The 24,347-nt window shown below is 69.1% G+C and carries 23 protein-coding genes; 13 read left to right on the top strand and 10 right to left on the bottom strand.

The features are described 5' to 3' along the window. Positions 1 to 3: 3 nt before the first annotated feature. Positions 4 to 444 (bottom strand): D-aminoacyl-tRNA deacylase, encoded by a 441-nt coding sequence (gene dtd / locus LYSHEL_RS05415; RefSeq protein ID WP_213436456.1) that lies wholly within the window; start codon positions 442 to 444, stop codon positions 4 to 6. A gap of 142 nt (positions 445 to 586) precedes the next feature. Here dtd and LYSHEL_RS05410 point away from each other — a divergent pair, with 142 nt between their 5' ends. The 3 genes from LYSHEL_RS05410 to LYSHEL_RS05400 are packed head-to-tail and all read left to right on the top strand — an operon-like array spanning position 587 to position 3,523. Beyond that, on the top strand, positions 587 to 1,543 hold the full coding sequence (locus tag LYSHEL_RS05410) for a lauroyl acyltransferase (RefSeq protein ID WP_213436454.1): 957 nt from the start codon (positions 587 to 589) through the stop codon (positions 1,541 to 1,543). Continuing rightward, positions 1,540 to 2,049: a PH domain-containing protein gene (locus LYSHEL_RS05405; protein ID WP_213436452.1), complete on the top strand. Its 510-nt coding sequence runs from the start codon at positions 1,540 to 1,542 to the stop codon at positions 2,047 to 2,049. Before LYSHEL_RS05410 ends, LYSHEL_RS05405 begins: the two co-directional genes overlap by 4 nt. Next, positions 2,036 to 3,523, top strand: a complete 1,488-nt coding sequence (locus LYSHEL_RS05400; RefSeq protein WP_213436450.1) for a PH domain-containing protein — start codon at positions 2,036 to 2,038, stop codon at positions 3,521 to 3,523. The genes LYSHEL_RS05405 and LYSHEL_RS05400 overlap by 14 nt, the downstream gene beginning before the upstream one ends. Before the next feature lie 4 nt (positions 3,524 to 3,527). Here the strand turns inward: LYSHEL_RS05400 and LYSHEL_RS05395 are convergent, their stop codons facing one another. After that, the gene (locus LYSHEL_RS05395; RefSeq protein WP_213436448.1) at positions 3,528 to 4,652 is read right to left on the bottom strand and encodes a glycosyltransferase; all 1,125 of its coding nucleotides are present in this window, start codon (positions 4,650 to 4,652) and stop codon (positions 3,528 to 3,530) included. A gap of 41 nt (positions 4,653 to 4,693) precedes the next feature. On the opposite strand from LYSHEL_RS05395, the gene LYSHEL_RS05390 reads away from it, so the two are divergent. Next, positions 4,694 to 5,449 (top strand): glycosyltransferase family 2 protein, encoded by a 756-nt coding sequence (locus LYSHEL_RS05390; protein ID WP_213436446.1) that lies wholly within the window; start codon positions 4,694 to 4,696, stop codon positions 5,447 to 5,449. Here the strand turns inward: LYSHEL_RS05390 and LYSHEL_RS05385 are convergent, their stop codons facing one another. From LYSHEL_RS05385 to def, 4 genes are read right to left on the bottom strand one after another with little or no spacing between them, the layout of a single operon-like run. Continuing rightward, positions 5,450 to 7,123, bottom strand: a complete 1,674-nt coding sequence (locus tag LYSHEL_RS05385; protein WP_213436444.1) for an ArnT family glycosyltransferase — start codon at positions 7,121 to 7,123, stop codon at positions 5,450 to 5,452. Positions 7,124 to 7,161: 38 nt separating this feature from the next. Then, complete coding sequence (gene rsmB, locus LYSHEL_RS05380; protein ID WP_213436442.1) at positions 7,162 to 8,457, bottom strand: 16S rRNA (cytosine(967)-C(5))-methyltransferase RsmB; 1,296 nt, start codon at positions 8,455 to 8,457, stop codon at positions 7,162 to 7,164. Further along, entirely contained in the window at positions 8,454 to 9,380 is a 927-nt protein-coding gene (fmt, locus tag LYSHEL_RS05375) for a methionyl-tRNA formyltransferase (protein WP_213436440.1), read from the bottom strand. The genes rsmB and fmt overlap by 4 nt, the downstream gene beginning before the upstream one ends. A gap of 11 nt (positions 9,381 to 9,391) precedes the next feature. After that, entirely contained in the window at positions 9,392 to 9,907 is a 516-nt protein-coding gene (def, locus tag LYSHEL_RS05370; protein WP_213436438.1) for a peptide deformylase, read from the bottom strand. Between the two features lie 173 nt (positions 9,908 to 10,080). Here def and LYSHEL_RS05365 point away from each other — a divergent pair, with 173 nt between their 5' ends. The 8 genes from LYSHEL_RS05365 to LYSHEL_RS05330 all read left to right on the top strand — a co-directional run bounded on the left by LYSHEL_RS05365 (position 10,081) and on the right by LYSHEL_RS05330 (position 17,850). Continuing rightward, positions 10,081 to 11,226 (top strand): LysM peptidoglycan-binding domain-containing protein, encoded by a 1,146-nt coding sequence (locus LYSHEL_RS05365; protein WP_213437604.1) that lies wholly within the window; start codon positions 10,081 to 10,083, stop codon positions 11,224 to 11,226. Positions 11,227 to 11,303: 77 nt separating this feature from the next. Continuing rightward, on the top strand, positions 11,304 to 12,299 hold the full coding sequence (gene dprA, locus LYSHEL_RS05360) for a DNA-processing protein DprA (RefSeq protein WP_213436436.1): 996 nt from the start codon (positions 11,304 to 11,306) through the stop codon (positions 12,297 to 12,299). A 37-nt stretch (positions 12,300 to 12,336) separates the two neighbouring features. Then, a complete protein-coding gene (locus LYSHEL_RS05355) occupies positions 12,337 to 12,828 on the top strand; it encodes a DUF494 family protein (protein WP_213436434.1) in 492 nt (163 codons plus the stop codon). A 219-nt stretch (positions 12,829 to 13,047) separates the two neighbouring features. Then, on the top strand, positions 13,048 to 15,540 hold the full coding sequence (locus LYSHEL_RS05350) for a DNA topoisomerase I (protein ID WP_213436432.1): 2,493 nt from the start codon (positions 13,048 to 13,050) through the stop codon (positions 15,538 to 15,540). A 5-nt stretch (positions 15,541 to 15,545) separates the two neighbouring features. Next, positions 15,546 to 16,112, top strand: coding sequence for an L-threonylcarbamoyladenylate synthase type 1 TsaC (gene tsaC / locus LYSHEL_RS05345; protein ID WP_213436430.1), 567 nt, complete (start codon positions 15,546 to 15,548; stop codon positions 16,110 to 16,112). A gap of 51 nt (positions 16,113 to 16,163) precedes the next feature. Next, complete coding sequence (locus LYSHEL_RS05340) at positions 16,164 to 16,847, top strand: DUF4124 domain-containing protein (RefSeq protein WP_213436428.1); 684 nt, start codon at positions 16,164 to 16,166, stop codon at positions 16,845 to 16,847. A gap of 24 nt (positions 16,848 to 16,871) precedes the next feature. Then, a complete protein-coding gene (locus tag LYSHEL_RS05335; protein WP_213436426.1) occupies positions 16,872 to 17,501 on the top strand; it encodes a DUF4124 domain-containing protein in 630 nt (209 codons plus the stop codon). Between the two features lie 124 nt (positions 17,502 to 17,625). Further along, complete coding sequence (locus LYSHEL_RS05330; protein WP_213436424.1) at positions 17,626 to 17,850, top strand: con-10 family general stress protein; 225 nt, start codon at positions 17,626 to 17,628, stop codon at positions 17,848 to 17,850. A 68-nt stretch (positions 17,851 to 17,918) separates the two neighbouring features. Here the strand turns inward: LYSHEL_RS05330 and LYSHEL_RS05325 are convergent, their stop codons facing one another. After that, positions 17,919 to 19,691, bottom strand: a complete 1,773-nt coding sequence (locus tag LYSHEL_RS05325) for a PQQ-dependent sugar dehydrogenase (protein WP_213436422.1) — start codon at positions 19,689 to 19,691, stop codon at positions 17,919 to 17,921. Between the two features lie 93 nt (positions 19,692 to 19,784). Beyond that, positions 19,785 to 20,561, bottom strand: a complete 777-nt coding sequence (locus LYSHEL_RS05320) for an SDR family oxidoreductase (RefSeq protein ID WP_213436420.1) — start codon at positions 20,559 to 20,561, stop codon at positions 19,785 to 19,787. Positions 20,562 to 20,625: 64 nt separating this feature from the next. On the opposite strand from LYSHEL_RS05320, the gene LYSHEL_RS05315 reads away from it, so the two are divergent. Next, positions 20,626 to 20,907 carry a hypothetical protein gene (locus LYSHEL_RS05315; protein WP_244858672.1) on the top strand — a complete coding sequence of 94 codons (282 nt, stop codon included), beginning with the start codon at positions 20,626 to 20,628 and terminating at the stop codon, positions 20,905 to 20,907. 31 nt (positions 20,908 to 20,938) lie between these two features. Here LYSHEL_RS05315 and sppA read toward each other — a convergent pair whose 3' ends face one another. Both sppA and LYSHEL_RS05305 read right to left on the bottom strand, forming a co-directional pair. Next, positions 20,939 to 22,837, bottom strand: coding sequence for a signal peptide peptidase SppA (gene sppA, locus LYSHEL_RS05310; protein WP_213436418.1), 1,899 nt, complete (start codon positions 22,835 to 22,837; stop codon positions 20,939 to 20,941). 77 nt (positions 22,838 to 22,914) lie between these two features. After that, positions 22,915 to 24,309: an MATE family efflux transporter gene (locus tag LYSHEL_RS05305; RefSeq protein ID WP_213436416.1), complete on the bottom strand. Its 1,395-nt coding sequence runs from the start codon at positions 24,307 to 24,309 to the stop codon at positions 22,915 to 22,917. Positions 24,310 to 24,347: the final 38 nt, after the last annotated feature.

Below are 24,347 nucleotides of genomic sequence, written 5' to 3'. Positions count from 1 at the left end.
GGGTCAGGGCCGGAGGAGGAAGGTGACCGGTCCGTCGTTCACCAATCGAACGGTCATATGGGCCCCGAACCGGCCGCTTTCCACCCTGCCCGCATGCTTTTCGCGGCAGATTGCCAGCAAGCGGTTGAAGCCGGGTTCAGCGTCCGAAGGCGCGGCGGCCGTGCTGAAGCCGGGGCGCATCCCGGACCGGGTATCGGCCGCCAGGGTGAACTGGCTGACCAGCAGCAGCCCGCCGCCGGTATCGGTCACCGAGCGGTTCATCCGGCCTTCCCCGTCGTCGAACACCCGGTAGCCCAGGAGCCGATCGGCCATGCGGGCGATCTGGGCGTCGGTGTCGCCGGGCTCCATGCCGACCAGAGCCAGCAGGCCGCCATCGATGGCGCCCACCACCTGGCCCTCGACTTCCACGCTCGCGGCGGTGACGCGCTGGATCAGGACGAGCATGTCGGGGTCTCGATGTGTGGCCGCAAAACGCTAGCAGAAGCCGGGACCAGGGACCGGGGACCAGGGACCAGGCGCGGCGCTTGCTGTTGGTCCCCGGTCCCTGGTCCCCGGTCCCGGCGTCACGCAACGCTAGACTCCGCCGGTGACCGACCTTGCCGCGCGCTTCCTCCATTTCCTCGCCACCACCGTTGCCCGCCTGCCGTGGCCGCTGCTGCGCGGGTGCGCCGATGCCTTCGCCGCCCTGCAGGCGCGGGGGCAGGGCCGCATGGGCAAGGTGGTGCGGCGCAACCTCGAACTCGCCTATCCCGACCAGCTGCCCGGCCAGCGCGAAGGCCTGCGCGCCCGGGTGCTGCGCACGACCGCGCGACAACTCTTCGAAACCCTGCGCTTCTGGACGCGCCCGCATGCGAAGAACCTCGCCGCGATCCGCGAATCACACGGCGTGGACCTGTTCGATGCGGCGATCGCGTCCGGCAAGGGCGTCATCGTCGCCGCGCCGCATTACGGCAGCTGGGAATTGCTCAACCAGTGGCTCGCTGCGCGCACGCCGCTGGCGATCCTCTATGCACCGCCGGAATCGCGCATCGGCGAAGGCTTCCTGCGCCGCGTGCGCGCCGCGCACGGCGATGCCGATCGCGTGACGCAGGTGCGCGCCGAAGGCCCCGCGATCCGCCAGTTGTTCAAGCTGCTGCAGGGCGGCGGCGTGATCGGGATCCTGCCGGACCAGCAACCGAAGGCGGGCGATGGGGAGTTCGCGCCGTTCTTCGGCATTCCCGCATTGACGATGACGTTGCTGACGCGCCTCGCGCAGCGCACCGGCGCGATCGTGTTGCTGGGATATTGCGAGCGCATCGCCGAATCCGACGACGGCCCGCTGTTCGCGTTGCGCTTCGAACCGGTGCCCGATGCCGCCGACGGCGTCGCGGCCCTCAACGCCGCGGTGGAACGCGTCGCGCGCCGCGACCCTGCGCAATACCAGTGGACCTACAAGCGCTTTTCGATCCCTGCGCCCGGCTCGACGCTCGGCAATCCGTACTGGCCCGACTGCTACCCTGCGCGGGCGCAACGCGACGCGCTCAAACGACAAGCCCCGCCATGACCGACGCCGTGCCCGAAGCAGATCCCGCAGCGCACCCCGTCCTCGCCGACTGGCGCCCGCTGCCGCCGCGCGCACGTTCGCTCTTCATGCTCTCGCACGCCACGATGGGATTGGCGCTCGCCGTTCCCGTCGCAATCGTGTCGGCCTCGACGCACTACGTCCCGATGATTCCCGCCGTGCTCGGCGCGCTGGTCATCGGCGCGGGCCTCGGTGCGTGGCTCGGCGCGAAACGCTTCCGCTCCCGGGCGTGGCGGCTGGACGAGGACGGCTTCGGCTATCGCAGCGGACGCCTGTTCCATCGCGAAACCCGCGTGCCCGCCTCGCGCGTGCAGCACCTGGACCTCAGGCACGGCCCGTTCGAACGCCACTGGAAGCTCGCCACGCTCGTCATCCACACCGCGGGCAGCAAGATGAGCGCCGTGTCGGTGACGGGCCTGGACGCCGACGACGCTGAAGTCCTCCGCGACCGCCTCGCACGCCAGCTCGAAACCGATGACGCCCTCTGAATCGCGGCGCCTGCATCCGTGGTCGTGGCTGTTCGTGCTGCTGCACCAGATGCGGCAGTTCATCCTGCCGCTCATCGCCACGTTTTTCTTCAAGGGCGACCGCGACGAACTGTGGCCGCTGATCGGCGTCGGCATCCTCACGCTCACCTCGGCGCTGCAATACCTGACGTATCGCTGGCAGGTCGGCACCGACGGCCTGACGATCCGCAGCGGTTGGCTCAATCGCCAGCGGCGCGAGATTCCGTTCGCGCGCATCCATAACGTCGTCGTCGAGCAGTCGATGCTGCATCGCGTGTTCGGCGTGGCGGAAGTGCGGCTGGAATCGGCCGGCGGCGACAAGCCCGAAGCGAGCATGCGCGTCCTGCGCCTGGACGATGCGCTCGCGCTGGAACGCCTGGTGCGCCATCGCGGCGCCACGCAATCGACGGAAGCCGCGAACGTCGAAGCCACTGCGCCCGCACCGACCACGCTGCTCGCCATGGATGTGCGCGAGGTCCTGCGCTACGGCCTGATCTCCAACCGCGGCCTGCTGCTGCTCGCCGGCGCGTACGCCGCGTCGATGCAGTTCAGCCCGCGCCTGCTCGAGAACCTCTTCGAATCCTGGGTGCGCAGCCTGTTCGGCTTCGCCGATGCGCATCACTTCGGTGCGCCGACGTACGCGCTCGCCCTCGTGTCGCTGGCGGTCGTGCTCATCGCGTTGCTGCGCATGCTGTCGATCGGCTCGGCGCTGCTGCAGTACTACGGCTTCCGCCTGAGCGAAGACGGCCCGCGCCTCACGGTGGAACGCGGCCTGCTCGCGCGCACGCGCAGCAGTGCATCGCGCCGCCGCCTGCAGGCGTGGACGATGCAGGAAGGCCTGCTGCATCGCTTGCTGCATCGACGCACGTTGAAAGTGGACACCGCCGGCGCGGGCACCAGCGAACACGGCCAGCGACGCCAGCGCGCCTTCCGCGAACTCGCGCCCATCGCGACGCCCGAGAAGTGCGATGCCCTGATCGAACACCTGTTGCCGCCGGACGCGGGCTGGGGCCAGCTCGACTGGCATGGCACGCATTGGAGTACGTGGGTGCGCGCGTTCCTGCCGGGCGTCTTCATCCCGATCGCGATCGCGACGGCCCTGACCTGGAACGTCGGGCCCATCGGCCTGCTCGTGCTGCTCTGGCTCCCGTGGGCCGCGTTCGTGGCGCGCAAGCACGCCTCGCATTCGGCCTACGCGATCAACGACCGCATCGTCGCCGTGCGCGGCGGCTGGTGGTCGAAGCACTGGCGCTTCGCCGAACTCGACAAGTTGCAGGCCTTGTCGCTGTCGCGCTCGCCGTTCGACCGGCCGTGGGGCACGGCGTCGGTGTGGCTGGATACGGCGGGGGCGGGATCGTCGACGCCATTGCGCGTTGCGTGCCTGCCGGAAGCCGAAGCACGCGCCCTCGTCGATCGCCTTGCGCACGTGCTGGCGCGCCGCAAGTTGCGCTGGTGACGCCTCAGGCGTTGCGTGCGAGCGTCAGGAAGAGGTTTTCGTAGCGCGTGTGCATCAGCTCGCGGCCGTGGTCCTCGAATGCCACGCGTCGCGCCGCCGCACCCATGCCCGCGGCCAGCACGTCGTCGCGCAGCAATTGTTCGAACGCATCGGCCATCGCCACCGGATCGGATTCGGCGACCAGCCGCCCGTCGTGCCCATCCTCGATCACTTCGCGCACGCCCGGCACATCGCTGCCCACCACCGCGCAGCCCGCCGCCATGCCTTCCAGCAACGCGAGCGGCATGCCTTCGTAATGCGTGCTCAACGCGGCGATGCGATGCGACATCAGCAACTCGGGCACGTTGCGCGCGACGCCGAGGAACGACACTTGCGACGCGATGCCGAGCTCGGCGGCGAGGTTTTCGAGCGGCTTGCGATGCATCGCCTTGCCACCGCCCGCGAACAGGACCGGCGGCGTGAGGCCGCGTTCGCGCAGCAATCCCACGGCGCGCAGCAGCGTCGCGTGGTCCTTCTGCTTGGAGAAGCGCGCGACCATCACGATGCCGGGGATGCGTCCGGCGAGCGGCTGCGCTTCGGCGTCGGCGAACGGATCCAGCCGGATCCCGTTCGGGATCGCGATCGTCTTCTCCGCCGGCATGCCCATCTCCAGCAGCACGCGTCGCACGCCTTCGGAACAGCCGACGATGCGATCCGTGCGCGCGGCCAGCCAGCGCGTCTGTCGCAGCCGCCAGCGCGTGTAGCGTTCGCGCGTGTTGTGCTCGACGTGCACCAGGTGCGGCACCTGCGCCAGCAGGCCCGCGTAACGGCCCCACAGGTGTTCGCTGAAGCCGTGCGCGACCAGCACGTCGGGCTGGAACGCGCGGCACGCCTGCACGAGCGCGAAGATCGTCGCGGCATGCGACCAGCCCGGCACCACGTCCACGGGCACGCCGGCCTGTTCGAGTTCGGCGATGCGGCGCGGATCGGTGCGGCGCTTGCGGCGCAGGACCAGCAGCGGCTCGATCGCGGGGCTCGCCATGCCGGCCTGGACCAGCGCGATGGCGACCTGCGTGGCGCCGCCGGAGAACCCGCCGGTCACGAAATGCAGCACGCGGACGGGGCGCGGGTCGGGTGCGGTCGTTGGCATGCAGGGAGTCTAGCGCGGCGGCCGCGGGCATAATCCCGCGCATGCCTGAGTCCTTGCCCCTGTCCGGCGTCGTCATCACGAAGAACGAAGCCGACCGCATCGAACGCTGCGTGGCCTCGATGCGCGCGCTGTGCAGCGAAGTGATCGTGCTCGATTCCGGTTCGACCGACGACACCGTGCACCTCGCCGCGGCCGCCGGTGCGCGCGTGGAATCGATGGAATGGCAGGGCTTCGCGCTGCAGAAGAACGCGGCGATCGCGATGGCGCGCGAACCCTGGGTGTTGCTGCTGGACGCGGACGAATGGCTGGAAGCGCCGGCGCAACGCGAAGTGCGCGCGCTGTTCGCGGGCGACCTCGAGCAGGCGGACGTCTGGTTGCTGCTGCGTCGCACGCATTTCCTCGGCCACGCGCTGCGCGGCGGCAGCTTCGCGCGCGAGCCGGTGCATCGCCTGTTCCGTTCGACGCTGCGCCACGGCCTGCGCGCCGTGCACGAATACCTGGACGTCGCCGGCCGCACCGTGCGCACCTCGCGCATCGTGCTGGAACACGACACCGCGCGCAGCGCGGAGGAATACTGGTTGAAGCTCCAGCGTTACGCAGCGTTGTGGGCGGGCGAGCAGCGCGCGAAGGGGCGCAGCGCGGGCCCGATGCGCGGCGTGTTCGCCGCGACGGCGTACCTGCTCAAGAACCTCGTGCTGCGCGGCGGCTTCGTCGACGGTGCCGCCGGCCTGCGCTTCCACTGGCTGCACGCGAAGTATTCGAAGCTGAAATACGACCTGCTGGCGCGCGCTGCGTAGTCAGCGGCAACCCGCGACGGCGTTCGCGTCCACCACCCACCATGCGCGGCGGTTCGCCGTGCCGACGGGTTGCGCCTTGCTGCGATCCACGCACTTGTCGAGCGCTTCATCCAGCACGAACAGGCGCCGATGCGCGGGATCCATGCGCAACCAGGTCAAGCCCGCCGCGAACTGCACGTCGAACGGCTGGCGGAACCCGAAGTCTTCCGTCGGCCCGACCGCTTGCAGCAGGTTCTGTTCCTTCCACCCGACCAGGCCCAGCGTGGCATCGCCGGCGAGGGCACGGCCGCGTTCCATCACCGCGCGCGACGAGTTCTCCGGATCCAGCAACACCGCGGTGCCGCTGAACAACACGATCACCAGCAACGACAGCGCGACCGCAGACCCGCGCAGCGCATCGCGCCGCCACCACGCCATCGCCGCGAGCATCGCCGCACCGCAGGCGGCGAGCAGCCACCACAATGCATCGCTGGCCGGATCGAGCCCGCGCTCGCTTTCGATGCGCACCTCGAACGACGGATCGCGCAGCACGGCGAACAGGCCCGCACCGAGGAACACCAGCCCCAGCACGACGACCAGCGCGACCAGGCACGCGCGGAACCCGCGTTTGCCGACGACGTCCGCCAGGTAAGGCCCCGCCGCCAGCGCCACCATCGGCAGCATCGGCAGGATGTACATGTCGCGCTTGCCGGGACTGGCGCTGAAGAACACCAGTACCAGCACTGCCCACGCCAGCGGCAGCCACACGCGGGCATCGCGCGCGCGCCACGCATCGCGCCAGCGCGGCGCGACCCACGGCAGCGCGAGCGCGAACGGCATCCAGAAGCCCGCGATGATCGGCAGGAAATACCAGAACGGCTGCGTGTGGTGCCACGCGCTCGCATAGCGGGTGGCCGTCTGCTTGAACAGCAACTCGTGCAGGTAGGCGCGGTGTTCGGCGTCGCCGCTGGTCATCGCCGTGATCACCATCGGCGCGAACCACAGCGCGATCGCCGCGAGGAACGCCAGCGCGCCCGCACTCCAGCGCCACGCGTTGTGCGAACCGAGCTGCGCCAATCCGTCCCACTTGCGCCAGCGCATCCACGCGTACGGAACCAACATCAGCAACGCGAGGAAGCCGACGCCCTTGCTGATCACGCCCAGGCCCGCCGCGAAGCACCCGATCCAGTACCAGCGCCACGCCGGCCCGCCGTGCGACGGCCCGCGCAACACGTGCCGCGCGATCCCGTACACGCCCAGCGTGATGAAGCACACCACCGTGGGATCGATCTGCGCGCGCTTGGCCTGGTAGAGGAACTGCGCGCACGCCAGCACGCCGATCGCCGCCCACAGGCCCGCACGATGCGAGAACAAGCGCCGGCCCAAGTCGTAGGTGAGCCACAGCGTGGCCATCGCCGCGATGAGCGAGGGCAGCAGGAAGGCGATGTTCCAGTTGCGCACCACCGCGTAGCAGGCGCCGATCAGCCAGAAGAACAGGGGCGGCTTGTCCGCGTACAACTCGTGGCCGCGATGCGGGAACAACCACTGGCCCGAGTCCCACATCTGCTTGGCGACGAGCGCGAAGCGCGGTTCGTCCGCGGGCCACGGCGCGCGCAGGCCGATGCCCGCGGCCAGCACCACGAAGGCGATCGCGAGGAACCAGAAGAGTTCGCGGCGTTGGCGGGCGTCATCCATGCGGCACGCACCTTACCGGAAGCCGGTGCGGTCGAGCGTCAGGCCTTGCGCAACCTTGCGTAGAAAAAGCCGTCCATGCCGTCGTCGCCGGGGAAGCGCTGGCGGCCGGGGCCATCGAGGCGACCGAAGGCGTCGGGCAACGCATCCACCTGCGCGCCCGGCGTGCGGGCGAGGAAGGCCTCGACCTGCACGGCGTTCTCCGCGCGCAGGATCGAACACGTGGCATAGAGCAGCACGCCGCCGGGGGCGAGCATCGTCCAGCACGCATCGAACAACCCGGCCTGCGTGGCGCACAGGGCGTCGAGGTCGGACTCGCGGCGATGGAGGAGGACATCGGGCTGGCGGCGCACCACGCCGGTCGCCGAGCACGGTGCATCGAGCAGGACCGCATCGAAGGGCACGCCGTCCCACCACGCATCGGGCGTGGCGGCATCGGCCGCGCGCAACGTGGCGCGGCCCGCGAGGCCGAGGCGCGCGAGCGTGTCGCCGACGCGGCGCAGGCGCCGGGCATCGATGTCGAGCGCGAGCAGGCGCAGCGTCGGATCGCGTTCCAGCAAATGCGCGGCCTTGCCGCCCGGGGCGGCGCACGCGTCGAGCACGTGCGCGCCGGCGGCGGGCGACAACGCTTCGGCCACGGCCTGCGCGCTGCCGTCCTGCACGGAGACATCGCCCGCGTCGAAGCCGGGCAACTCGTGCACGGGCAGCGGCACGGGCAGCACGATCGCTTCGGCGAGCGCGGGCGCGGCGTGGGCTTCGATGCCCTGCGCGGTGAGCAACGCGAGATACGCATCGCGCGAGGTGCGTGCGCGATTGACGCGCAACCACATCGGCGCCGGCGTGCTGCCTGCGGCGAAGATGCGCTCGGCCTCGTCGGCCCAGTCGTGGCGCACGCGTTCGCGCAACCACTTCGGCCACGCGGCGTCGGCGGCGACCGGCGGGAAACCATCGCGCACGGCGCGCCGCAGCAACGCGTTCACCATGCCGGCCTGGTGCGCACGGCCGAGCACGCGCGCGGCTTCCACCGTGGCATCGACGGCCGCATGCGGCGGCAATTGCATGTCGATCTGCGCGAAGCCTGCATAGAGCAGCGCGCGCAAGGGTGCATCGCGTCGCCCGAGCGGGCGCGGCGTCCACGCATCGAGCGCGGCTTCGAACCGCGCGCGCTGGCGCAACGCGGTGAACGCGATCGCTTCGAGCAGCGCGCGGTCGCGCGAATCGGGAATGCCGGGCAGCACCTGCCCGAGTTCGGCCTTCAGCGAACGCCCGTGGTGCAGCACTTCGTCGAGCGAACGTGCGACCAGGACGCGCAACGCGACGCCGGGTGCGGCGTTCATGCGGTTTGCAGGTCGCGGCGGGCGTTGAGGTAATCGGCGGCGGTGATGGCCTTGCCGCCCGCGCGCTGCAGCACGCGCACGCGCAACGCGCCGGTGCCGCAGGCGATGTCGATGCCTTCGCGGCCGGTGCGCACGATGGTGCCCGGCGCGGCGTCGACGTCGCGGCCGATCGCGATCGCACCATGGATGCGCACGCGTTCGCCGGCGATGTCGCCTTCGGCGATCGGCCACGGATCGAACGCGCGCACCTTGCGGGCGAGGGCGATCGCGGGCTGCGCCCAGTCGAGCAGCGCTTCGGCCTTTTCGAGCTTGCGCGCGTACGTCGCTCCTTCGGCAGGCTGCGGGCGCGCGACCGGGCGCATGCCGGCGCGCAGCAGACCCAGTCCGTCCGCGAGCGTCTGCGCCCCGAGCGCGGCCAGGCGATCGTGCAGCTGGCCGGCGGTTTCGTCCGCGCCGATGGCCATGCGTTGTTCGAGTAGCACCGGGCCGGTGTCCAGGCCCTTTTCCATCTGCATCAGGCACGCGCCGGTTTCGGTGTCGCCGGCTTCGATCGCGCGCTGGATCGGCGCGGCGCCGCGCCAGCGCGGCAGCAGCGACGCGTGCACGTTCCAGCAGCCCAGGCGCGGGATGTCGAGGATCGATTGCGGGAGCAGCAGGCCGTAGGCGACGACGACGAGCAGGTCCGGTTGCAGCGCGCGCAAGGCATCGCGCGAGATCTGCGTCTTCAAGGTTTCCGGTTGCAGCACCGGCAGGCCGCGCTTGAGCGCTTCGAGCTTGACGGGCGAGGGCGTCAGCGCGCGGCCGCGCCCGGCGGGGCGATCGGGCTGCGTGTAGACGGCGACGACTTCATTGCGCTGCGCGGCGGCGCGCAACGACGGCACGGCGAATTCCGGCGTGCCGGCGAAGACGATGCGGAGCGACATCGGGCCGGGCGTCAGGCCGCGGCCTGGCGCTTCGCCTTCGCGAGCTTCTTGCGCACCATCTCGCGCTTGAGCGGCGAGAGGTAATCGACGAACAGCTTGCCTTCGAGGTGGTCCATCTCGTGCTGGATGCACACCGCGAGCAGGCCGTCGACGTGCATCTCGAAGGACTTGCCGTGGCGGTCCAGTGCGCGCACCGTGATCTCGTTGGCCCGCGTGACGTCCGCGAAGATGTTCGGGACGGACAGGCAGCCTTCCTGGTACACCTGCTCGCCGGCGCGCTCGAGGATCTCCGGGTTCACGAACACCAGCGGCCGGTTCTTTTCCTCCGACACGTCTATGACCATGAAGCGCTGGTGCACGTCGACCTGGCTGGCGGCCAGCCCGATGCCCGGTGCCTCGTACATGGTCTCGAACATGTCGTCGACCAGGCGCTGGAACGCGGGATCGGCCAGTTGCGCGGGTTCGAGCGTGGCGGCCTTGGTGCGCAGGCGCGGGTCGGGGAATTCGAGGATGGGGAGCAGGGCCATGGCGGGGATGTTCGAGGGCGACACGAAATGGGGGCGCCGGTCACAGGCGCAACAAAGGGGGCGTTCGACGGTCGCGATTGTAACGCCGTGCGCTTGCAAAGGCCCGCATCTTGTGGGCTATAGTGCCCCGGCTTTTAGGGGAAAAACTCAAGGGGAGCGGATACATGGCCGCCATGCTTAAACGGCTTAGTACGGTTTGTGCGGTCGCCTGCCTGACCGTTGCCACATACGCGGCCGCCGTGGAAATGCGCGGCGACCATCCGGACACCTACGTCGTCAAGAAGGGTGACACGCTGTGGGACATCTCGGGCCGCTTCCTCAAGCGCCCGTGGCTGTGGCCGGAAATCTGGCAGGCCAACCCGCAGATCCAGAACCCGCACCTGATCTATCCAGGCGACGTGATCTCGCTGGCCTACCTCGACCGCGTCGCGGTCCAGCAGGGTCCGCGCACGGAGGCCCCGGTCACCGGCGTCCCGCTGTCGGAAGTCGAGCCGTTCCTGAAGAACCTCTCGGTGGTCGACCAGTTCGACCAGCTGCCGTACGTGGTCGGCCTGGAAGACGATCGCCTGCGCGGCACGCAGGGCCAGGTCGCCTACGTGAAGGGCCTGGAGGGCGCGCAGCCCGGCCAGCGCTACGCCGTGGTGCGCCCGACCACCAAGTACACGCGCCTGGACCGCCAGGCCTGCTGCGACATCTTCTTCAATGAAGACCTCGACTTCAGCGGCCGCCAGACGGTGGACTCGGTCAACTTCTGGACCGCGGCCGTCGTCGGCGACAACGGCAGCGAAGTGCTGGGCTACGAGCTGATGCAGCAGAACGTCGGCACGGTCACGCGCGGCGAAGTGGGTGGCATCGAAGCCACCACGCTCGTGCTGGACGTGGAAGGCCGCGAAGTGCGCACCGGCGATCGCCTGGTGCCGGTGCAGATGCAGCCCTACGACCTGCAGTTCTTCCCGCACGCGCCGAAGCAACAGTTCGAGTATGGCCGCGCGCGCATCCTCGCCGTGGCGGACGCGTTGCACTACAGCGGCCCGCACGACGTGGTGGCCCTGTCGGTCGGCGCGCGCGACGGCGTCGACAACGGCACGGTGTTCTCGATCTGGCGCGTCGGCAGCGAAGTCACCGATCGCGTGAAGTTCGGCATGAACCGCGACGACGACCTGTTCTCGAAGGCCGACAAGATCCGCCTGCCCGACGAATACGCCGGCCACGTCATGGTGTTCCGCACCTTCGACAAGGTCAGCTACGGCCTGGTGATGGAAAGCATCAAGCCCTCGCGCGTCGGGTACGAACTGAAGCATCCGGACGCGCCCTACTGATCGTGTAGGGTTCTCCCGACAGCACAACGCGACGGCGCCCGAGGGCGCCGTCGTCGTTTGCGGCGCACGCTGCTGCGATGAACGCCGACGACGCGCTGCTCGCCCTGGCCCTCGACGGGGCATCCGAAAAAATCCGGCACCGCACGCACGCGTGGCTCGCACGCGACGGCCATGCGCTGCTGGGAATCCACCATCCCGACTACCCACCGCTGCTCAAGCGCAGCCCGTCGCCGCCGCAGTGGCTGTTCGTCGACGGGGACGCCAGCACGTTGTGGCATCCGGGCATCGCCATCGTCGGCACGCGCCTGCCCACGCCCGACGGGCGCGACAACGCGCGCGAGTTCGCGGCGTCGTTCGTGCAGGGCGGGCTGTGCGTCACCAGCGGGATGGCGGCGGGCATCGATTCGGCCGCGCACATCGGCGCGCTGGATGCGAAGGGCCCCACCGTCGCGGTGCTGGGCACCGGCATCGACATCGCCTTCCCGCCGGGCAACCGCCGGCTGATGGAACGCATCTCGCAGGAAGGCGTGGTGGTCAGCGAATACCCCCCGGGCACGCAAGGGCAAACGTTCACCTTTCCGCATCGCAACCGCATCGTCGCCGGGCTGTCCCTCGGTACGCTGGTGATCGAAGCGGCCTACCGTTCCGGCGCGCTCATCACCGCGCGCCTGGCCGCCGACGCCGGCCGCGAGGTGTTCGCCACCCCCGGCTCGATCCGCAACCCCATGGCCCGCGGCTGCCATCGCCTGCTGCGCGAAGGCGTCACGCTGGTGGAAACCCCGCAGGAAGTCCTGGACGCACTGGCCCCGGTCGCGACCGCCTTCGCCGACGACTTGCGCGCGCGCCTGGACGTCCCCACTTCGTCACGCATCGCGTTGCAACATTCCTTGCCCGACATGGATGTCGATACCCAGCGCTTGTGGGATGCGATCGGCCATGACCCAACCCCTATGGAAACCCTTGTCATGCGAACTGGATTGACGGCTGCGAAAGTTGCCTCCATCCTGCTGTCCATGGAGCTTGGAGGGCGTGTGGTTTCCCAGCACGGCCGCGTTACCCGCAAGTCATCCTGAACCTCCACAGCGCCCGTCGTGGCGCAGGCCGAGGGAAATGAAAGAGAGCATCCTGGACGTCCTGCTTTACCTGTTCGAGCACTACTTCACCAACGACACCGTCCCACCGGTCGGCGACCGCGACACTCTCCAGAACACCCCGCTGTTCTCCGAACTCACCGACGCCGGCTTCAGCCCGGCCGAGATCACCAAAGCCTTCGACTGGCTCGACGCCCTGGCCGAACAACGGCCGCAGACCACGGCGCCGCGCACCAACGGCCCGACCCGCGTCTTCCATGGCCCCGAACTCGAGAAGCTCGATGTCGAGAGCCGCGGGTTCCTGTTGTTCCTCGAACAGCACGGCGTCCTGGACGCCGACCAGCGCGAGCTGGTGCTGGACCGCGCGATCGCCCTGGACCAGGACGAGCTGGAGATGGACGACCTGAAATGGGTGGTCCTGATGGTCCTGTTCAACCAGCCGGGGTCCGAAGCGGCCTATGCGTGGATGGAAACGCAGATGTTCCTGGACGAGCCCGAGCCCGTGCACTGAACCCTGAATACGTGCGCCAGCGCACCCGGCGGGTGCCGGACCCGTCGGGATTCGGTCCCGGCGGGGGCAGGCGAGGGTTGACAGCGCCGCCAGCGGCGTGACACCACTAAAAAAGGAATCCATACCAACGCCCGTGGCCCCCGGCCCCGGGCGTTGCCTTCTCTGCCGGCCTTCGACGTTGGTCCTTCCAGCATCAGGTCCCCCCACCGCGCAGGCTCCATGGCCAAGAATCTCCTCATCGTCGAGTCGCCCGCCAAGGCCAAGACGATCAACAAGTACCTCGGCAAGGACTTCACCGTCCTGGCCTCCTATGGCCACGTGCGCGACCTGGTCCCGAAGGAAGGCGCGGTCGATCCCGAGAACGGGTTCGCCATGCGCTACGACCTCATCGAGAAGAACGAAAAGCACGTCGATGCGATCGCCAAGGCCGCCAAGGGCGCCGACGCGCTGTTCCTCGCGACCGACCCGGATCGCGAGGGCGAGGCCATCAGCTGGCACATCGCGGAGATCCTGCGCGAACGCGGCCTGCTGAAGGACAAGACGCTGCAGCGCGTGGTCTTCACCGAGATCACGCCGCGCGCCATCAAGGAAGCGATGACGCAGCCGCGCCAGATCGCCACGGACCTGGTCGATGCGCAGCAGGCGCGCCGCGCGCTGGATTACCTCGTCGGCTTCAACCTCTCGCCCGTGTTGTGGCGCAAGGTGCAGCGCGGCCTGTCCGCGGGCCGCGTGCAGTCGCCGGCGCTGCGCATGATCGTGGAGCGCGAGGAAGAGATCGAAGCGTTCATCGCGCGCGAGTACTGGAGCATCGAAGCCGAGCTCGCGCACGCCTCGCAGGCCTTCACCGCGAAGCTGACGAAACTCGACGGCAAGAAGTTCGAACAGTTCACCGTCACCGACGGCGACACCGCCGAAGCCGCGCGCGAACGCATCCTCAAGGCCGCCAGCGGCGCGCTGCATGTCACCGACGTGGCGAGCAAGGAGCGCAAGCGCCGTCCCGCGCCGCCGTTCACCACCTCCACGCTGCAGCAGGAAGCCGCGCGCAAGCTCGGGTTCACCACCAAGCGCACGATGCAGGTCGCGCAGAAGCTCTATGAAGGCGTGGCCATCGGCGACGAAGGCACCGTCGGCCTCATCAGCTACATGCGTACCGACTCGGTGCACCTGTCGGTGGACGCGCTGGGCGAACTGCGCGACGTGATCGCGCGCGACTTCGGCACGCGTGCGTTGCCGGACAAGCCCAATTTCTACCAGACCAAGTCGAAGAACGCGCAGGAAGCGCACGAAGCCGTGCGTCCCACCTCCGCGCTGCGCACGCCCTCGCAGGTGTCGCGCTACCTCACCGACGACGAGCGCCGCCTGTACGAACTGGTGTGGAAGCGCACCGTCGCCTCGCAGATGGTGCCGGCGATCCTCAACACCGTCAGCGTCGACCTGGCCGCCGGCAGCGAACACAGCTTCCGCGCCAGCGGCACGACCGTGATCGATCCGGGCTTCCTCGCCGTGTACGAGGAAGGCAAGGACACCAAGACCAGCGACGACGAAGACGAAGGCCGCAAGCTGCCGGCGATGAAGCCCGGCGAGCGCGTGCCGCTCGATCGCGTTCACGCCGACCAGCATTTCACCCAGCCGCCGCCGCGCTTCACCGAAGCCGCGCTGGTGAAGGCGCTCGAGGAATACGGCATCGGCCGTCCGTCCACGTACGCCTCGATCATCCAGACGCTGCTGTTCCGCAAGTACGTCGAGATGGAAAGCCGCAGCTTCCGTCCGAGCGACGTCGGCCGCGCGGTGTCCAACTTCCTCAGCAGCCACTTCACCCGCTACGTCGATTACGACTTCACCGCCAAGCTCGAAGACGAGCTGGATGCGGTGTCGCGCGGCGAGGAAAACTGGGTGCCGCTGATGGAGAAGTTCTGGGGCCCGTTCAAGGAACTGGTGGACGACAAGACCGAGAGCGTCGATCGCTCCGAGGCCACCGGCGCCCGCGAACTCGGCACCGATCCGAAATCCGGCAAGCCGGTCAGCGTGCGCCTCGGCCGTTACGGGCCGTACGCGCAGATCGGCACGGCGGACGACGAAGACAAGCCGACGTTCGCGTCGCTCCGTCCCGGCCAGAGCATGCACACGATCTCGCTCGAGGATTCGCTGGAGCTGTTCAAGCTGCCGCGCAAGCTCGGGCAGGACAAGGAAGAAGAGGTGAGCGTCGGCATCGGCCGCTTCGGCGCGTTCGCCAAGCGCGGCGCGGTGTATGCCTCGCTCAAGAAGGAAGACGATCCGTACACGATCGACCTGGCGCGCGCGGTGTTCCTGATCGAAGAGAAGGAAGAGATCGCGCGCAACCGCGTCATCAAGGCCTTCGACGGCAGCGACATCCAGGTGCTCAACGGGCGCTACGGTCCGTACATCAGCGACGGCCGCCTCAACGGGCGCATCCCGAAGGATCGCGAGCCGAGCTCGTTGACGCTCGACGAAGTGATCAAGCTGATGGAAGAAACCGGCAAGCCGATGCGCGGGCGTTTCGGGAAGAAGGTCGCCAAGAAGGCGCCGGCGAAGAAGGCCGCGGTCGCGAAGGCGCCGGCGGCGAAGAAGGCGCCTGCGAAGAAGGCCGCCAAGAAAGCCACGAAGAAGATCGCGAAGAAGTCGGCGAAGAAGGCGACCAAGAAGGTCGCGAAGAAAGCGGTCGCGAAGCAGGCCGCCGCCAACCCGGTCTGAGCGCGATGGCATCGCGCCTCACGCCATCCGCCGCCGCCGCGTTGTTGCGCGACGGCGGCGTCGTCGCCTATCCCACCGAAGCGGTGTGGGGCCTGGGTTGCGATCCGTTCGACGAAGCCGCGGTGACGCGATTGCTCGCGATCAAGCGTCGCCCGGTGGACAAGGGCGTGATCCTCATCGCCGCGTCGCTCGCGCAATTCGACGGCCTGCTCGACTGGGACGCGTTGCCACGCGATCGCGCCGAGGCCGTGCGCGCGCAATGGCCCGGCCCGCGCACCTGGACCGTGCCGGCCACCGCGCGCGTGCCGGCGTGGATCACGGGCGTGCATGCGAGTGTCGCGGTGCGCGTGACCGACCATCCCGGCGTCATCGCGTTGTGCGAGGCCTTCGGCGGACCGCTCGTCTCGACCAGCGCCAACCTCGCCGGCGAACCGCCCGCGTTCTCCCTCGACGCGTTGTCCGCGCAGGTCCTGGCCCTGGTGGACGGCTTGCTGGAAGGCGACACCGGCGGCCTGCGCGCGCCCACCGCCATCCGTGACGCCCTGACCGGCGACGAACTGCGCGCCGGCTGAGCCACGCGCCACCCCCTGTTGCACGGCCATCGGCAGGCGCAAGATGCGCGCATGCAGTCGACCCCCCGCCTCGTCGCCGCCCTGGTCCTCGCAGGCCTTGCGAGCGCCGTCCCCGTGCGCGCCTTCGCCGCCGACGTGACGATCTACCGCTGCATCGACGCCAAGGGCCACGTCACCCTGCGCGATTCGCCATGCGCGGCGGGCGAGAAACAGGAAACACGCACGATGGCCCGCCCGGTCGACGCCGCACCGCGCGCACCGCAAGCGCGCCCCGCACCCGTGGAAGCGCCCGCGCCCCGCGAACGCACCACCGTCATCTACCAGCCGCGCCCGTTGTACGAATGCATCACGCCGGACAACGTGCGTTACACCAGCGAAACCGACGAGGGCAATCCGCGCTGGGTGCCGCTGTGGACGCTCGGCTATCCCGTCTATGCGATTCCCGGCCACCATTCCGGTGCGGGGTTCGCGTTGAGCAACGGCAACATGTCGATCTCCGGCGGATCGCATTCCGTGTCCGGCCCGTACATCTCGCCCGCGGCCTACGGCGCCGGCACGTACGTGCAGGACACCTGCTACGCGTTGCCGCAGGCCGACGTGTGCGACCGCATCCGAGACCGCCGCGAGGAAATCCGTACCCGCTTCTTCAACGCGATGCCCAGCGAACGCGATGTGCTGCGCGTCGAAGAACGCAGCCTCAACGCGCGCATCGAGCAGGACTGCAGCGCGCACTGACCGCGCTTGCGCTAGGCTCCGCGCATGCCCCGCCTCCCCCTGTTCATCGTTGCTTCGTGCCTCGCGCTGTGCAGCGTCACCGCGCGCGCCACCACCATCTATCGCTGCACCGACGCCAAGGGCGCGGTCACGATGCAGAACGACGTGCCCTGCGGCCCGGGCATGAAGCAGGAAATCCGCAAGATCGGCGAGGTGCCCACCGCCGCGCCGCCGCCAAAACGCGCCGCTGCAGAGCCGCCGAAGAGCCTCCCGCCGCCGGGCGCGCAGTTCGAACTGGTGCGCGGCCCCGTCAGCGAACAATTGCCGGAACCCACCGTCCCCGTCGCAGAACGCAAGCCCCCGCCGCCCCTGTTCGAATGCAAGACGTGGGAATCGGAGGTCTACCTCAGCGACACCGCCGAACCTGAAGCGCGTTGCGCGCCCCTGAACACGACGGGCCTGGACGGCAATCCCTCCTTCGGCGCGGGCGCCGCGTGCGAAGTCAAGCGCGATACGTGCACCGCGATCGAAGGAGACGCCCTGTGCGCCGCGTGGTCGCGTCGCGTGGATGAAGCGCGCTTCCGCATGACCTACGCGGCACCGTCGGAGAAGACCGCACGCAAGGCCGAATATGACAAGCGCCTCGCCGATTACGTGGACAGCAGTTGTCGCTGAACGCGTTGCGCGAAGTTTGATGAATTGCGCCGCGTTACTTTTTCTTGACCTCGTCCAAGCATTTGCCTAACCGACGGTTCCCTATGGTCGCCATTCCCTCCACCAACCCCCGAGGTGAAGACGCATGGCGAACCAGACTCCCGGCACCACCACCAACAACAACATCAGCCGCACGAGCAATCGCGGATTCGCGAGCATGGATCCGGAAACGCAGCGCAAGATCGCGCAGAAGGGCGGCGAAGCGGTGAGCCGAGATCGTGAACACATGTCGGCGATCGGCCGCAAGGGTGGCGAAGCCTCCGGCGGCGGCAACCGCAAACTCACTCCCGAAGAACCCCAGAACCCCTGAGCGGCAGGCCAGGTTGGTTCAAAGGAAACGCCCGCATCGCGGGCGTTTTCATGTGCGCATCCCGCTATTCAGTCACGTGGCTGCGCTTGCGCGCGCATTGCTTCGTAATGCTTCCGCACGCAGGCGAAGCCTTCGCCGCCGAGGATCATGGTCTGTCCCGCCCAGCGCACGGTGCGCCCGTTCCAGGCTTCCACGCAGAAATGGCGCGCCGGTGCCTGCGCCGCGGTGCGTGGCGTGCGTGACGCGCGCGCGCTTTGCAAGGGCGAGGTCACGGGCGGTGCGGCTTCGAGGACGAAGATGTCGCCGTCGAGGTCGACGAAGTACACGTTCCCCGCCTGGTCCGTGCCGAACGAGGCGATGTTGTTGAAGGCGCCCACGTCCGGCGCGAAGTCCGTGTTGCGCACGGTGAATGCGTCGCTCGGCAGCGTCGTGCCGGGGATCAGGGAATCGACCGGCACCGACCACACGTTCGGCCGGATGAAGTCCGCGAAGATGTATTGCCCGCGCAATGAATCCACCGGCCCGCGATACACCACGCCGCCGATCACCGTCGACCCTTCGCGCGTGCCGGTGCCGTGCGAATACCGCGCGACCGGTGGCACGAGCCCGGCGGACGCGCTGCCCTTGAACGGTTGCGTGCCTTCCAGCAACGACCAGCCGAAATTCGCGCCGCCATCGGTGGGCCGCATCAGGTCCACTTCCTCGATCGCATCTTCGCCGACGTCGCCGATGAACAGATTCCCGGTCTGCGCATCGAAGCTGTTGCGGAACGGATTGCGCAAGCCGTACGCCCAGATTTCCGGCGCGCCGCCCACGCCCGCGAACGGATTGCCCGCCGGGATGCCGTAGTTGCGCGTGGGATCGCCCGGGAACTGGTCCACCGACACATCCACGCGCAGGATCTTGCCGAGCCAGGTATTGCGGTCCTGCCCGTTGTTGTCGGGATCGCCGGAGCCGCCACCGTCGCCGATTGCGATGTACAGCATCCCGTCGGGCCCGAAGCCGAGCCAGCCGCCGTTGTGGTTGGAGCGCGGGTGCGGCTGGCGCAGCACAAGTTGCATCGAGGTCGGGTCCGCGATGTCGCGATCCGCCGCGGTCGTGCGATAGCGCCGCACTTCGATGGTGCCGACCGGATCGGTCACGAACACGTAGAACACGCCCGTCGTCGCGAAGTCCGGCGCGGTCGCGAAGCCCAGCAGGCCGCGTTCGCCGTTGGTGGAGAGCTGCCCGCGCAGGTCGAGGAAATCCACCGCATCGAACGTGCCGTTGGACGGCTGCAGGATGCGGATGCGCCCCGCGAGCTCGCCGACGAACACGCGGCCCGAGTTGTCGGGCACCGGCGCGAGCAACACCGGCGAGGCCATGCCCGTCACCACGCGGCGCACGCGGAAGGCCACGCTCTCGCGATCGGTGACGCTGATCGACACGGTGAGCGTGGTCGTCGAGATCCCATCGCTCGCGCCGATCGTCACGACGTACACATTGTTGCCATCGCTGTCGGTGGGCGCTTCGAAATTGGGCGGCGTGATGAACGACAGCGCGCCTGCGGCCGTCAGGTTGAACAACGCCGCGTCCGCGCCGCCCACCTTCGAGAACGTCACCGGGTTGCCGTCCATGTCGCTCGCGGTCGCGGTGTAGATCGTGCCCGCCGAGTCTTCGAGCACGGCGACCGCGGCCGCGGAGGTGAACACCGGGGGCTGGTTACCCACGCTCACCATCAGCCCGCTGCTGGTCGCGCTGCCACTGCCGGGACAACCGGCGAGCATCGTCACCAGGCACGCGAGCGCCGCGGCCTGGAGGAGGTTCGCGATGCGGGGAAACCGATCGGACAACCGCAGCATGGCGTCACTCCGCGCGGGGGCCCGGCGATCGTGCGACGCGCACCGGCAGCGGCGGGTGAAACCGCGCGACCGTTCGTCAGGTCGGGCCGCGGCTCAGAAGCCGTAGCGCAGGAAACCCCCGTCCACCGCGATGCATTCGCCGGTGACGTAACTCGACGCGGGCAGGCACAGGAACGCGACCGCGCCCGCGACTTCCTCCGGTTCGCCGATGCGCCCGATGGGCGTGCGCAGCAGCACTTCGTCCAGGTAATCCGGATCGGAGAGCTTGGTTTGCGTGCGGCGCGTGCGGATGTACCAGGGCGCGACCGCGTTGACGCGCACGCCGTCCTCGGCCCATTCCACCGCGAGGTTGCGCGTCATCTGGTGCATCGCCGCCTTGGCCATGCCGTAGGGCGCGCCGCTGCGCACGTGCGTGCTGCCCGATACGCTGCCGACATTCACGATGGCGGACGCGGCGTGCTTCGTCAGCAGCGGGTGCGCGTAGCGCGAGAGTTCGAAGGCGGAGAACAGGTTGATCTCGAAGATCTGCCGCCATTCCTCTTCGGTGTATTCCACTGCCGCGCGCGTGAGGTTGCCGCCGGCGTTGTTGACCAGGATGTGCAGGCCTTCGCCGAAGTCTTCGACCCAGTCGAGCAATTCGCGGCGTTGCTCGTCCTCGGCCACGTCGGCGACGAAGCCTTGCACGTCGCGTTCCGGGAAATCCTCGGCCAGTTCCATGCGGGCCGATTCCAGCGCGGTGGCGTCGCGCGCGGCGAGCAGCACGTCGGCGCCGAAGCCGAGCAGTTCGCGCGCGATGGCGCGGCCGATGCCCGCGCTGCCGCCCGTCACCAGGGCCAGCTGTCCGTCCAGCCGCCAGCGCTTGGGATCCATGCGTGTTGCCCCGCGATTCCGAGTCCGGCGTAGCATAGCCGCGCCCGCCCACCGGATGCCTGCAATGAAGCGACCTGCTGTCCCGATGTTCGCCGCGCTTTGCCTGGTACTGGCCTGCACCGCGTGCTCCAAGCCCGCGCCGCCGGACAAGGACCGCCCGCCGGAACCCACCGCGCAGGCCGAACGTCCCTACGGCAACCCGCACGCGTTGCGCGATTCGATCCAGGCGCCGATCAACAAGGCGAAGTCGGCCGAAGCCGTGACGCTGGAAGCGGCGAAGCAACAGCAGGCCTCGATCGACGCGCAGATGGCGGGCGAGGATCCGGCGGCGGCGACGACGCAGTAAGCGTCGTCGCGTTGCGATCAGCGTTGCCGGCTCAGAGGCGGCAGAAGCAGTACGCCAGCGCCTTCACCGGCGCGCCGGGGCGACGCTGCATCGCGGCGTCCAGCAGTTTCAGGTCCGCATCCACGTTCGGCAGGCTGCGCGCGACCATCGTGCGCGCCACGCCCTGCGCGAACGAAGACTCGCGCAACCACGCCGCACCGGCGCGGCTTTCGACCATGCTGGCGAAGAAGCGCTCGAACGGCGTGACTTCGCGTTCGATGTAGCGCACGCGGTACGCATCGGGCTTGCCGAGCTTCGCGCGCTTGGCGGCATCGTCGATCGCGGTCTGCAAGCCACCGAAATCATCGACGAGCCCGCGTTCCTTCGCCTGCGCGCCGGTCCACACGCGACCGCGCGCGATGGCGTCGATCTCCTCGACGCTCTGCTTGCGCGCCTGCGCGACGCGGCCGGTGAAATCGCGATAGCCCTTGTCGATGACCGACTGGATGACGTCGCCGACGGCCGGGTCCAGCGGACGCGTGATGTCGAAGGCGCCCGCGAAACGCGTGGTGCCGACGCCATCGGTATGCACGCCGATCTTGTCGAGCGCGCGCGGCAGCGTGGGGATGAGGCCGAAGATGCCGATGGAGCCGGTGATCGTCGAGGGATCGGCGTAGATGCGATCGGCGTTCATCGAGATCCAGTAGCCGCCCGACGCGGCCAGGTCGCCCATCGAGACGACGACGGGCTTGCCGGCTTCCTTGAGCGCGACGATTTCGCGACGGATCTGCTCGGACGCGAACACTTCGCCGCCGGGCGAATCCACGCGCAGCACGAGCGCCTTGACGTTCTCGTCGTCGCGCGCTTCGCGTAGCAACGCCGCGGTGGACACGCCACCGATGCTGCCCGGCGGTTGTTCGCCGCCGCTGATTTCGCCCGCGGCCACGACCACGGCCACCTGCGGACGCGGATCGGTGGACGGCAGGCCCGGATCGATGTGGCGCAGGTACGTGTCGAGCGACACCTGGCGGAATCCGCCTTCGGCATCCGCGTCGGCGACGCCGCGTTGGATCAGCAGGTCGTCGACGTCTTCCTGCGTCTTCAACCCGTCGACGAGCTTCTGCTGCAACGCGTAGCGCGCCAGGTCGCCGCGCGCGGCGGCGATGCCTTCGGGCATCGTGTCGATGCCGGCGGCGAGGTCCTTCGGCGACAGCTTGCGCGCCTTGGCGACGTCGGACAGATACCGCTGCCACACGTCGTTCATCCAGAACAGGTCGGCTTCCTTCGCCTGCGGCGAGGCGGCATCGAGCACGTAGGGTTCGGCCGCCGACTTGAATTCGCCGACCTTGAACAGGTGCACGTCGACGCCGAGTTTTTCCTGCAGGCCTTCGCGGTAGTACTGGCGATAGCGATCGAGGCCTTCGAGCACCAGGCCGCCCATCGGATCCAGGTACACCTCGTCGGCCTGCGCGGCGAGCAAATACTGCTCCTGCACGAAGCTCTCGCCGAACGCGACGACGGGCTTGCCCGACGCGCGCAGGCGCGCGAGCGCCGCGGCGACTTCGCGCATCGACGCATAGCCGGACGGCTGCAGGCGATCCACGCGCAGGAACACGCGTTCGATGCGCTTGTCGGTGCGGGCCGCATCGAGCGCGCGCAGCAGGTCGCGCAGCTGGATTTCCTCGTCGCGGTCGTCGCCCAGCGCATGCGCGAGCGCGCGGCTGGCGGTGTCGCTGCTGAACTGCTCGACCAGGCGGCCTTCCGGCGCGATGACGAGCGTGGTGCGCGACTCGAGCGGGCGCAGCCCGCCGCCGGAGAACAACAACACGATCAGCAGGAACGCCAGGCTGAAGAAGACGATGTTGAAGACGAGGCGGCGGGTGAAGTTCATCGCATCCCACAGCCACACGAACAGGCTGGCGATGGGACCGCGGCGACGCACTTCGTTCATGGCAAGGCTCCGGGGCGGGCGCGTGCGCCCGTGGGACAACGTTGGACCGCCAGCCTAACGGGTGGCGTGTGTGCGATTCATGCGCCGTCGGTCATGGCGACGGGGGATGGCGTCCCTGCTTCCATGGGGATGCGGCGCGAACTGCGCAAGAAGCGGGCCGACAGGAGGAGGGCCGCGACGGACAGGCCCACGATCAGGCCGATCCACATGCCCTGCGGTCCCCAGCCCAGGCCCAGCCCGAGCCCGGCGCCCAGCGGCATGCCGACGCCCCAGTACGCGAACGCGGCGAGCAGCATCGGGCGCTGCGTGTCGCGCAGGCCGCGCAGCGCGCCGGCCGACAACACCTGCACGCCGTCGGGGAACTGGAACGCCGCTGCATACAACAACAGGTTGGCCGCGAGCATCGCCACCGCCGTGTCGCGCGTGTAGAGCCCCGCGAGCGCGTGGTTGCCCGACAGCAGCAACACGCCCGACAGCGCCTGCGTCGCGAACATCAGCGCATACCCCGCGAACGCCGCGCGCCGCACGCCCTCGCGATCGCCGCGGCCCATTGCATGCCCGACGCGCACGGTGGTGGCTTCGGCCAGGCCGAACGGGATCATGAAACACAGGCTCGCCACGTTGATCGCGATCTGGTGCGCGGCCACCGGCACGCCGCCGAGGCGACCGATGAGCAACGCGGTCGCGATGAACAAGCCGCCTTCCATCAGCACCGTCACGCCGATCGGCAGGCCCGTGCGCAACAGCGTGCGCAGCGTGTCCCATCGCGGCGGATCGAATTGCGCGAACAGGTGCAGCGGTGCGAAACGCTTCGAACGCAGCAGGTACAGCGCGAACGCGATTGCCTGGCACCACATCATCACGGCCGAGGCGATGCCGAGCCCGCCCGCGCCGAGTTCCGGCAATCCGCCCACGCCCCAGGTCAGCGCGTAGCCCAGCGGCACGAGCACGACGAGGCCGCCGAAGCCGAGCACCATCGTCGGCAGCGTCCAGTGCAGGCCGTCGCTGAGGTAGCGCATGCACAGGTACAGCGTCAGCGCGGGCACGCCCCAGCGGATGCCGTGCAGGAAGGCGATGGCCCCGGGGCGGATGTCCGGGGCGATGCCCATCGGCGCGAGCGCATGGGTCACGACCGTGAGGAACAGCGCCAATACGAGGCCCAGCGCCGCCGCCAGCCACAACGCCTGGCGGAACAGCGGGGCGATCTCGTCGCGGCGTCCGGCGCCGTCCAGCTGCGACACGGAGGGCGGCAACGCCATCAGCGTGCCCATCGGCACCATCATCGGCAGCCAGAACAACGCGGTGCCCACGGCCACCGCCGCCAGCGTGTCGGTCCCGTGGTGGCCCGCGATCACGCTGTCCACGAACCCGATCAGGCCGGTCGACAGGTGCCCGAGCACCAGCGGCGCGGCAAGCGTCGCGCTGGTGCGCAGTTCACGCGCAAAGCGCGGCGGCGGGGGTGGGGAAGCCATGCGGAAGAGCTTGATCCGGAAGGGGCAGGCGCGATCGA

Source organism: Lysobacter helvus, assembly GCF_018406645.1.
In the GTDB taxonomy this organism is placed as follows: domain Bacteria; phylum Pseudomonadota; class Gammaproteobacteria; order Xanthomonadales; family Xanthomonadaceae; genus Noviluteimonas; species Noviluteimonas caseinilytica.
This window is presented reverse-complemented; position numbering and strand designations above follow the sequence as displayed.

Bases quoted from the DNA above. Each gene is read 5' to 3' on its own strand.
- dtd (WP_213436456.1), bottom strand. From the start codon at position 444: ATGCTCGTCCTGATCCAGCGCGTCACCGCCGCGAGCGTGGAAGTCGAG.
- LYSHEL_RS05405 (WP_213436452.1), top strand. From the start codon at position 1,540: ATGACCGACGCCGTGCCCGAAGCAGATCCCGCAGCGCACCCCGTCCTC.
- LYSHEL_RS05400 (WP_213436450.1), top strand. From the start codon at position 2,036: ATGACGCCCTCTGAATCGCGGCGCCTGCATCCGTGGTCGTGGCTGTTC.
- LYSHEL_RS05395 (WP_213436448.1), bottom strand. From the start codon at position 4,652: ATGCCAACGACCGCACCCGACCCGCGCCCCGTCCGCGTGCTGCATTTC.
- LYSHEL_RS05390 (WP_213436446.1), top strand. From the start codon at position 4,694: ATGCCTGAGTCCTTGCCCCTGTCCGGCGTCGTCATCACGAAGAACGAA.
- LYSHEL_RS05385 (WP_213436444.1), bottom strand. From the start codon at position 7,123: ATGGATGACGCCCGCCAACGCCGCGAACTCTTCTGGTTCCTCGCGATC.
- rsmB (WP_213436442.1), bottom strand. From the start codon at position 8,457: ATGAACGCCGCACCCGGCGTCGCGTTGCGCGTCCTGGTCGCACGTTCG.
- fmt (WP_213436440.1), bottom strand. From the start codon at position 9,380: ATGTCGCTCCGCATCGTCTTCGCCGGCACGCCGGAATTCGCCGTGCCG.
- def (WP_213436438.1), bottom strand. From the start codon at position 9,907: ATGGCCCTGCTCCCCATCCTCGAATTCCCCGACCCGCGCCTGCGCACC.
- LYSHEL_RS05365 (WP_213437604.1), top strand. From the start codon at position 10,081: ATGCTTAAACGGCTTAGTACGGTTTGTGCGGTCGCCTGCCTGACCGTT.
- dprA (WP_213436436.1), top strand. From the start codon at position 11,304: ATGAACGCCGACGACGCGCTGCTCGCCCTGGCCCTCGACGGGGCATCC.
- LYSHEL_RS05355 (WP_213436434.1), top strand. From the start codon at position 12,337: ATGAAAGAGAGCATCCTGGACGTCCTGCTTTACCTGTTCGAGCACTAC.
- LYSHEL_RS05350 (WP_213436432.1), top strand. From the start codon at position 13,048: ATGGCCAAGAATCTCCTCATCGTCGAGTCGCCCGCCAAGGCCAAGACG.
- tsaC (WP_213436430.1), top strand. From the start codon at position 15,546: ATGGCATCGCGCCTCACGCCATCCGCCGCCGCCGCGTTGTTGCGCGAC.
- LYSHEL_RS05340 (WP_213436428.1), top strand. From the start codon at position 16,164: ATGCAGTCGACCCCCCGCCTCGTCGCCGCCCTGGTCCTCGCAGGCCTT.
- LYSHEL_RS05335 (WP_213436426.1), top strand. From the start codon at position 16,872: ATGCCCCGCCTCCCCCTGTTCATCGTTGCTTCGTGCCTCGCGCTGTGC.
- LYSHEL_RS05330 (WP_213436424.1), top strand. From the start codon at position 17,626: ATGGCGAACCAGACTCCCGGCACCACCACCAACAACAACATCAGCCGC.
- LYSHEL_RS05325 (WP_213436422.1), bottom strand. From the start codon at position 19,691: ATGCTGCGGTTGTCCGATCGGTTTCCCCGCATCGCGAACCTCCTCCAG.
- LYSHEL_RS05320 (WP_213436420.1), bottom strand. From the start codon at position 20,561: ATGGATCCCAAGCGCTGGCGGCTGGACGGACAGCTGGCCCTGGTGACG.
- LYSHEL_RS05315 (WP_244858672.1), top strand. From the start codon at position 20,626: ATGAAGCGACCTGCTGTCCCGATGTTCGCCGCGCTTTGCCTGGTACTG.
- sppA (WP_213436418.1), bottom strand. From the start codon at position 22,837: ATGAACGAAGTGCGTCGCCGCGGTCCCATCGCCAGCCTGTTCGTGTGG.
- LYSHEL_RS05305 (WP_213436416.1), bottom strand. From the start codon at position 24,309: ATGGCTTCCCCACCCCCGCCGCCGCGCTTTGCGCGTGAACTGCGCACC.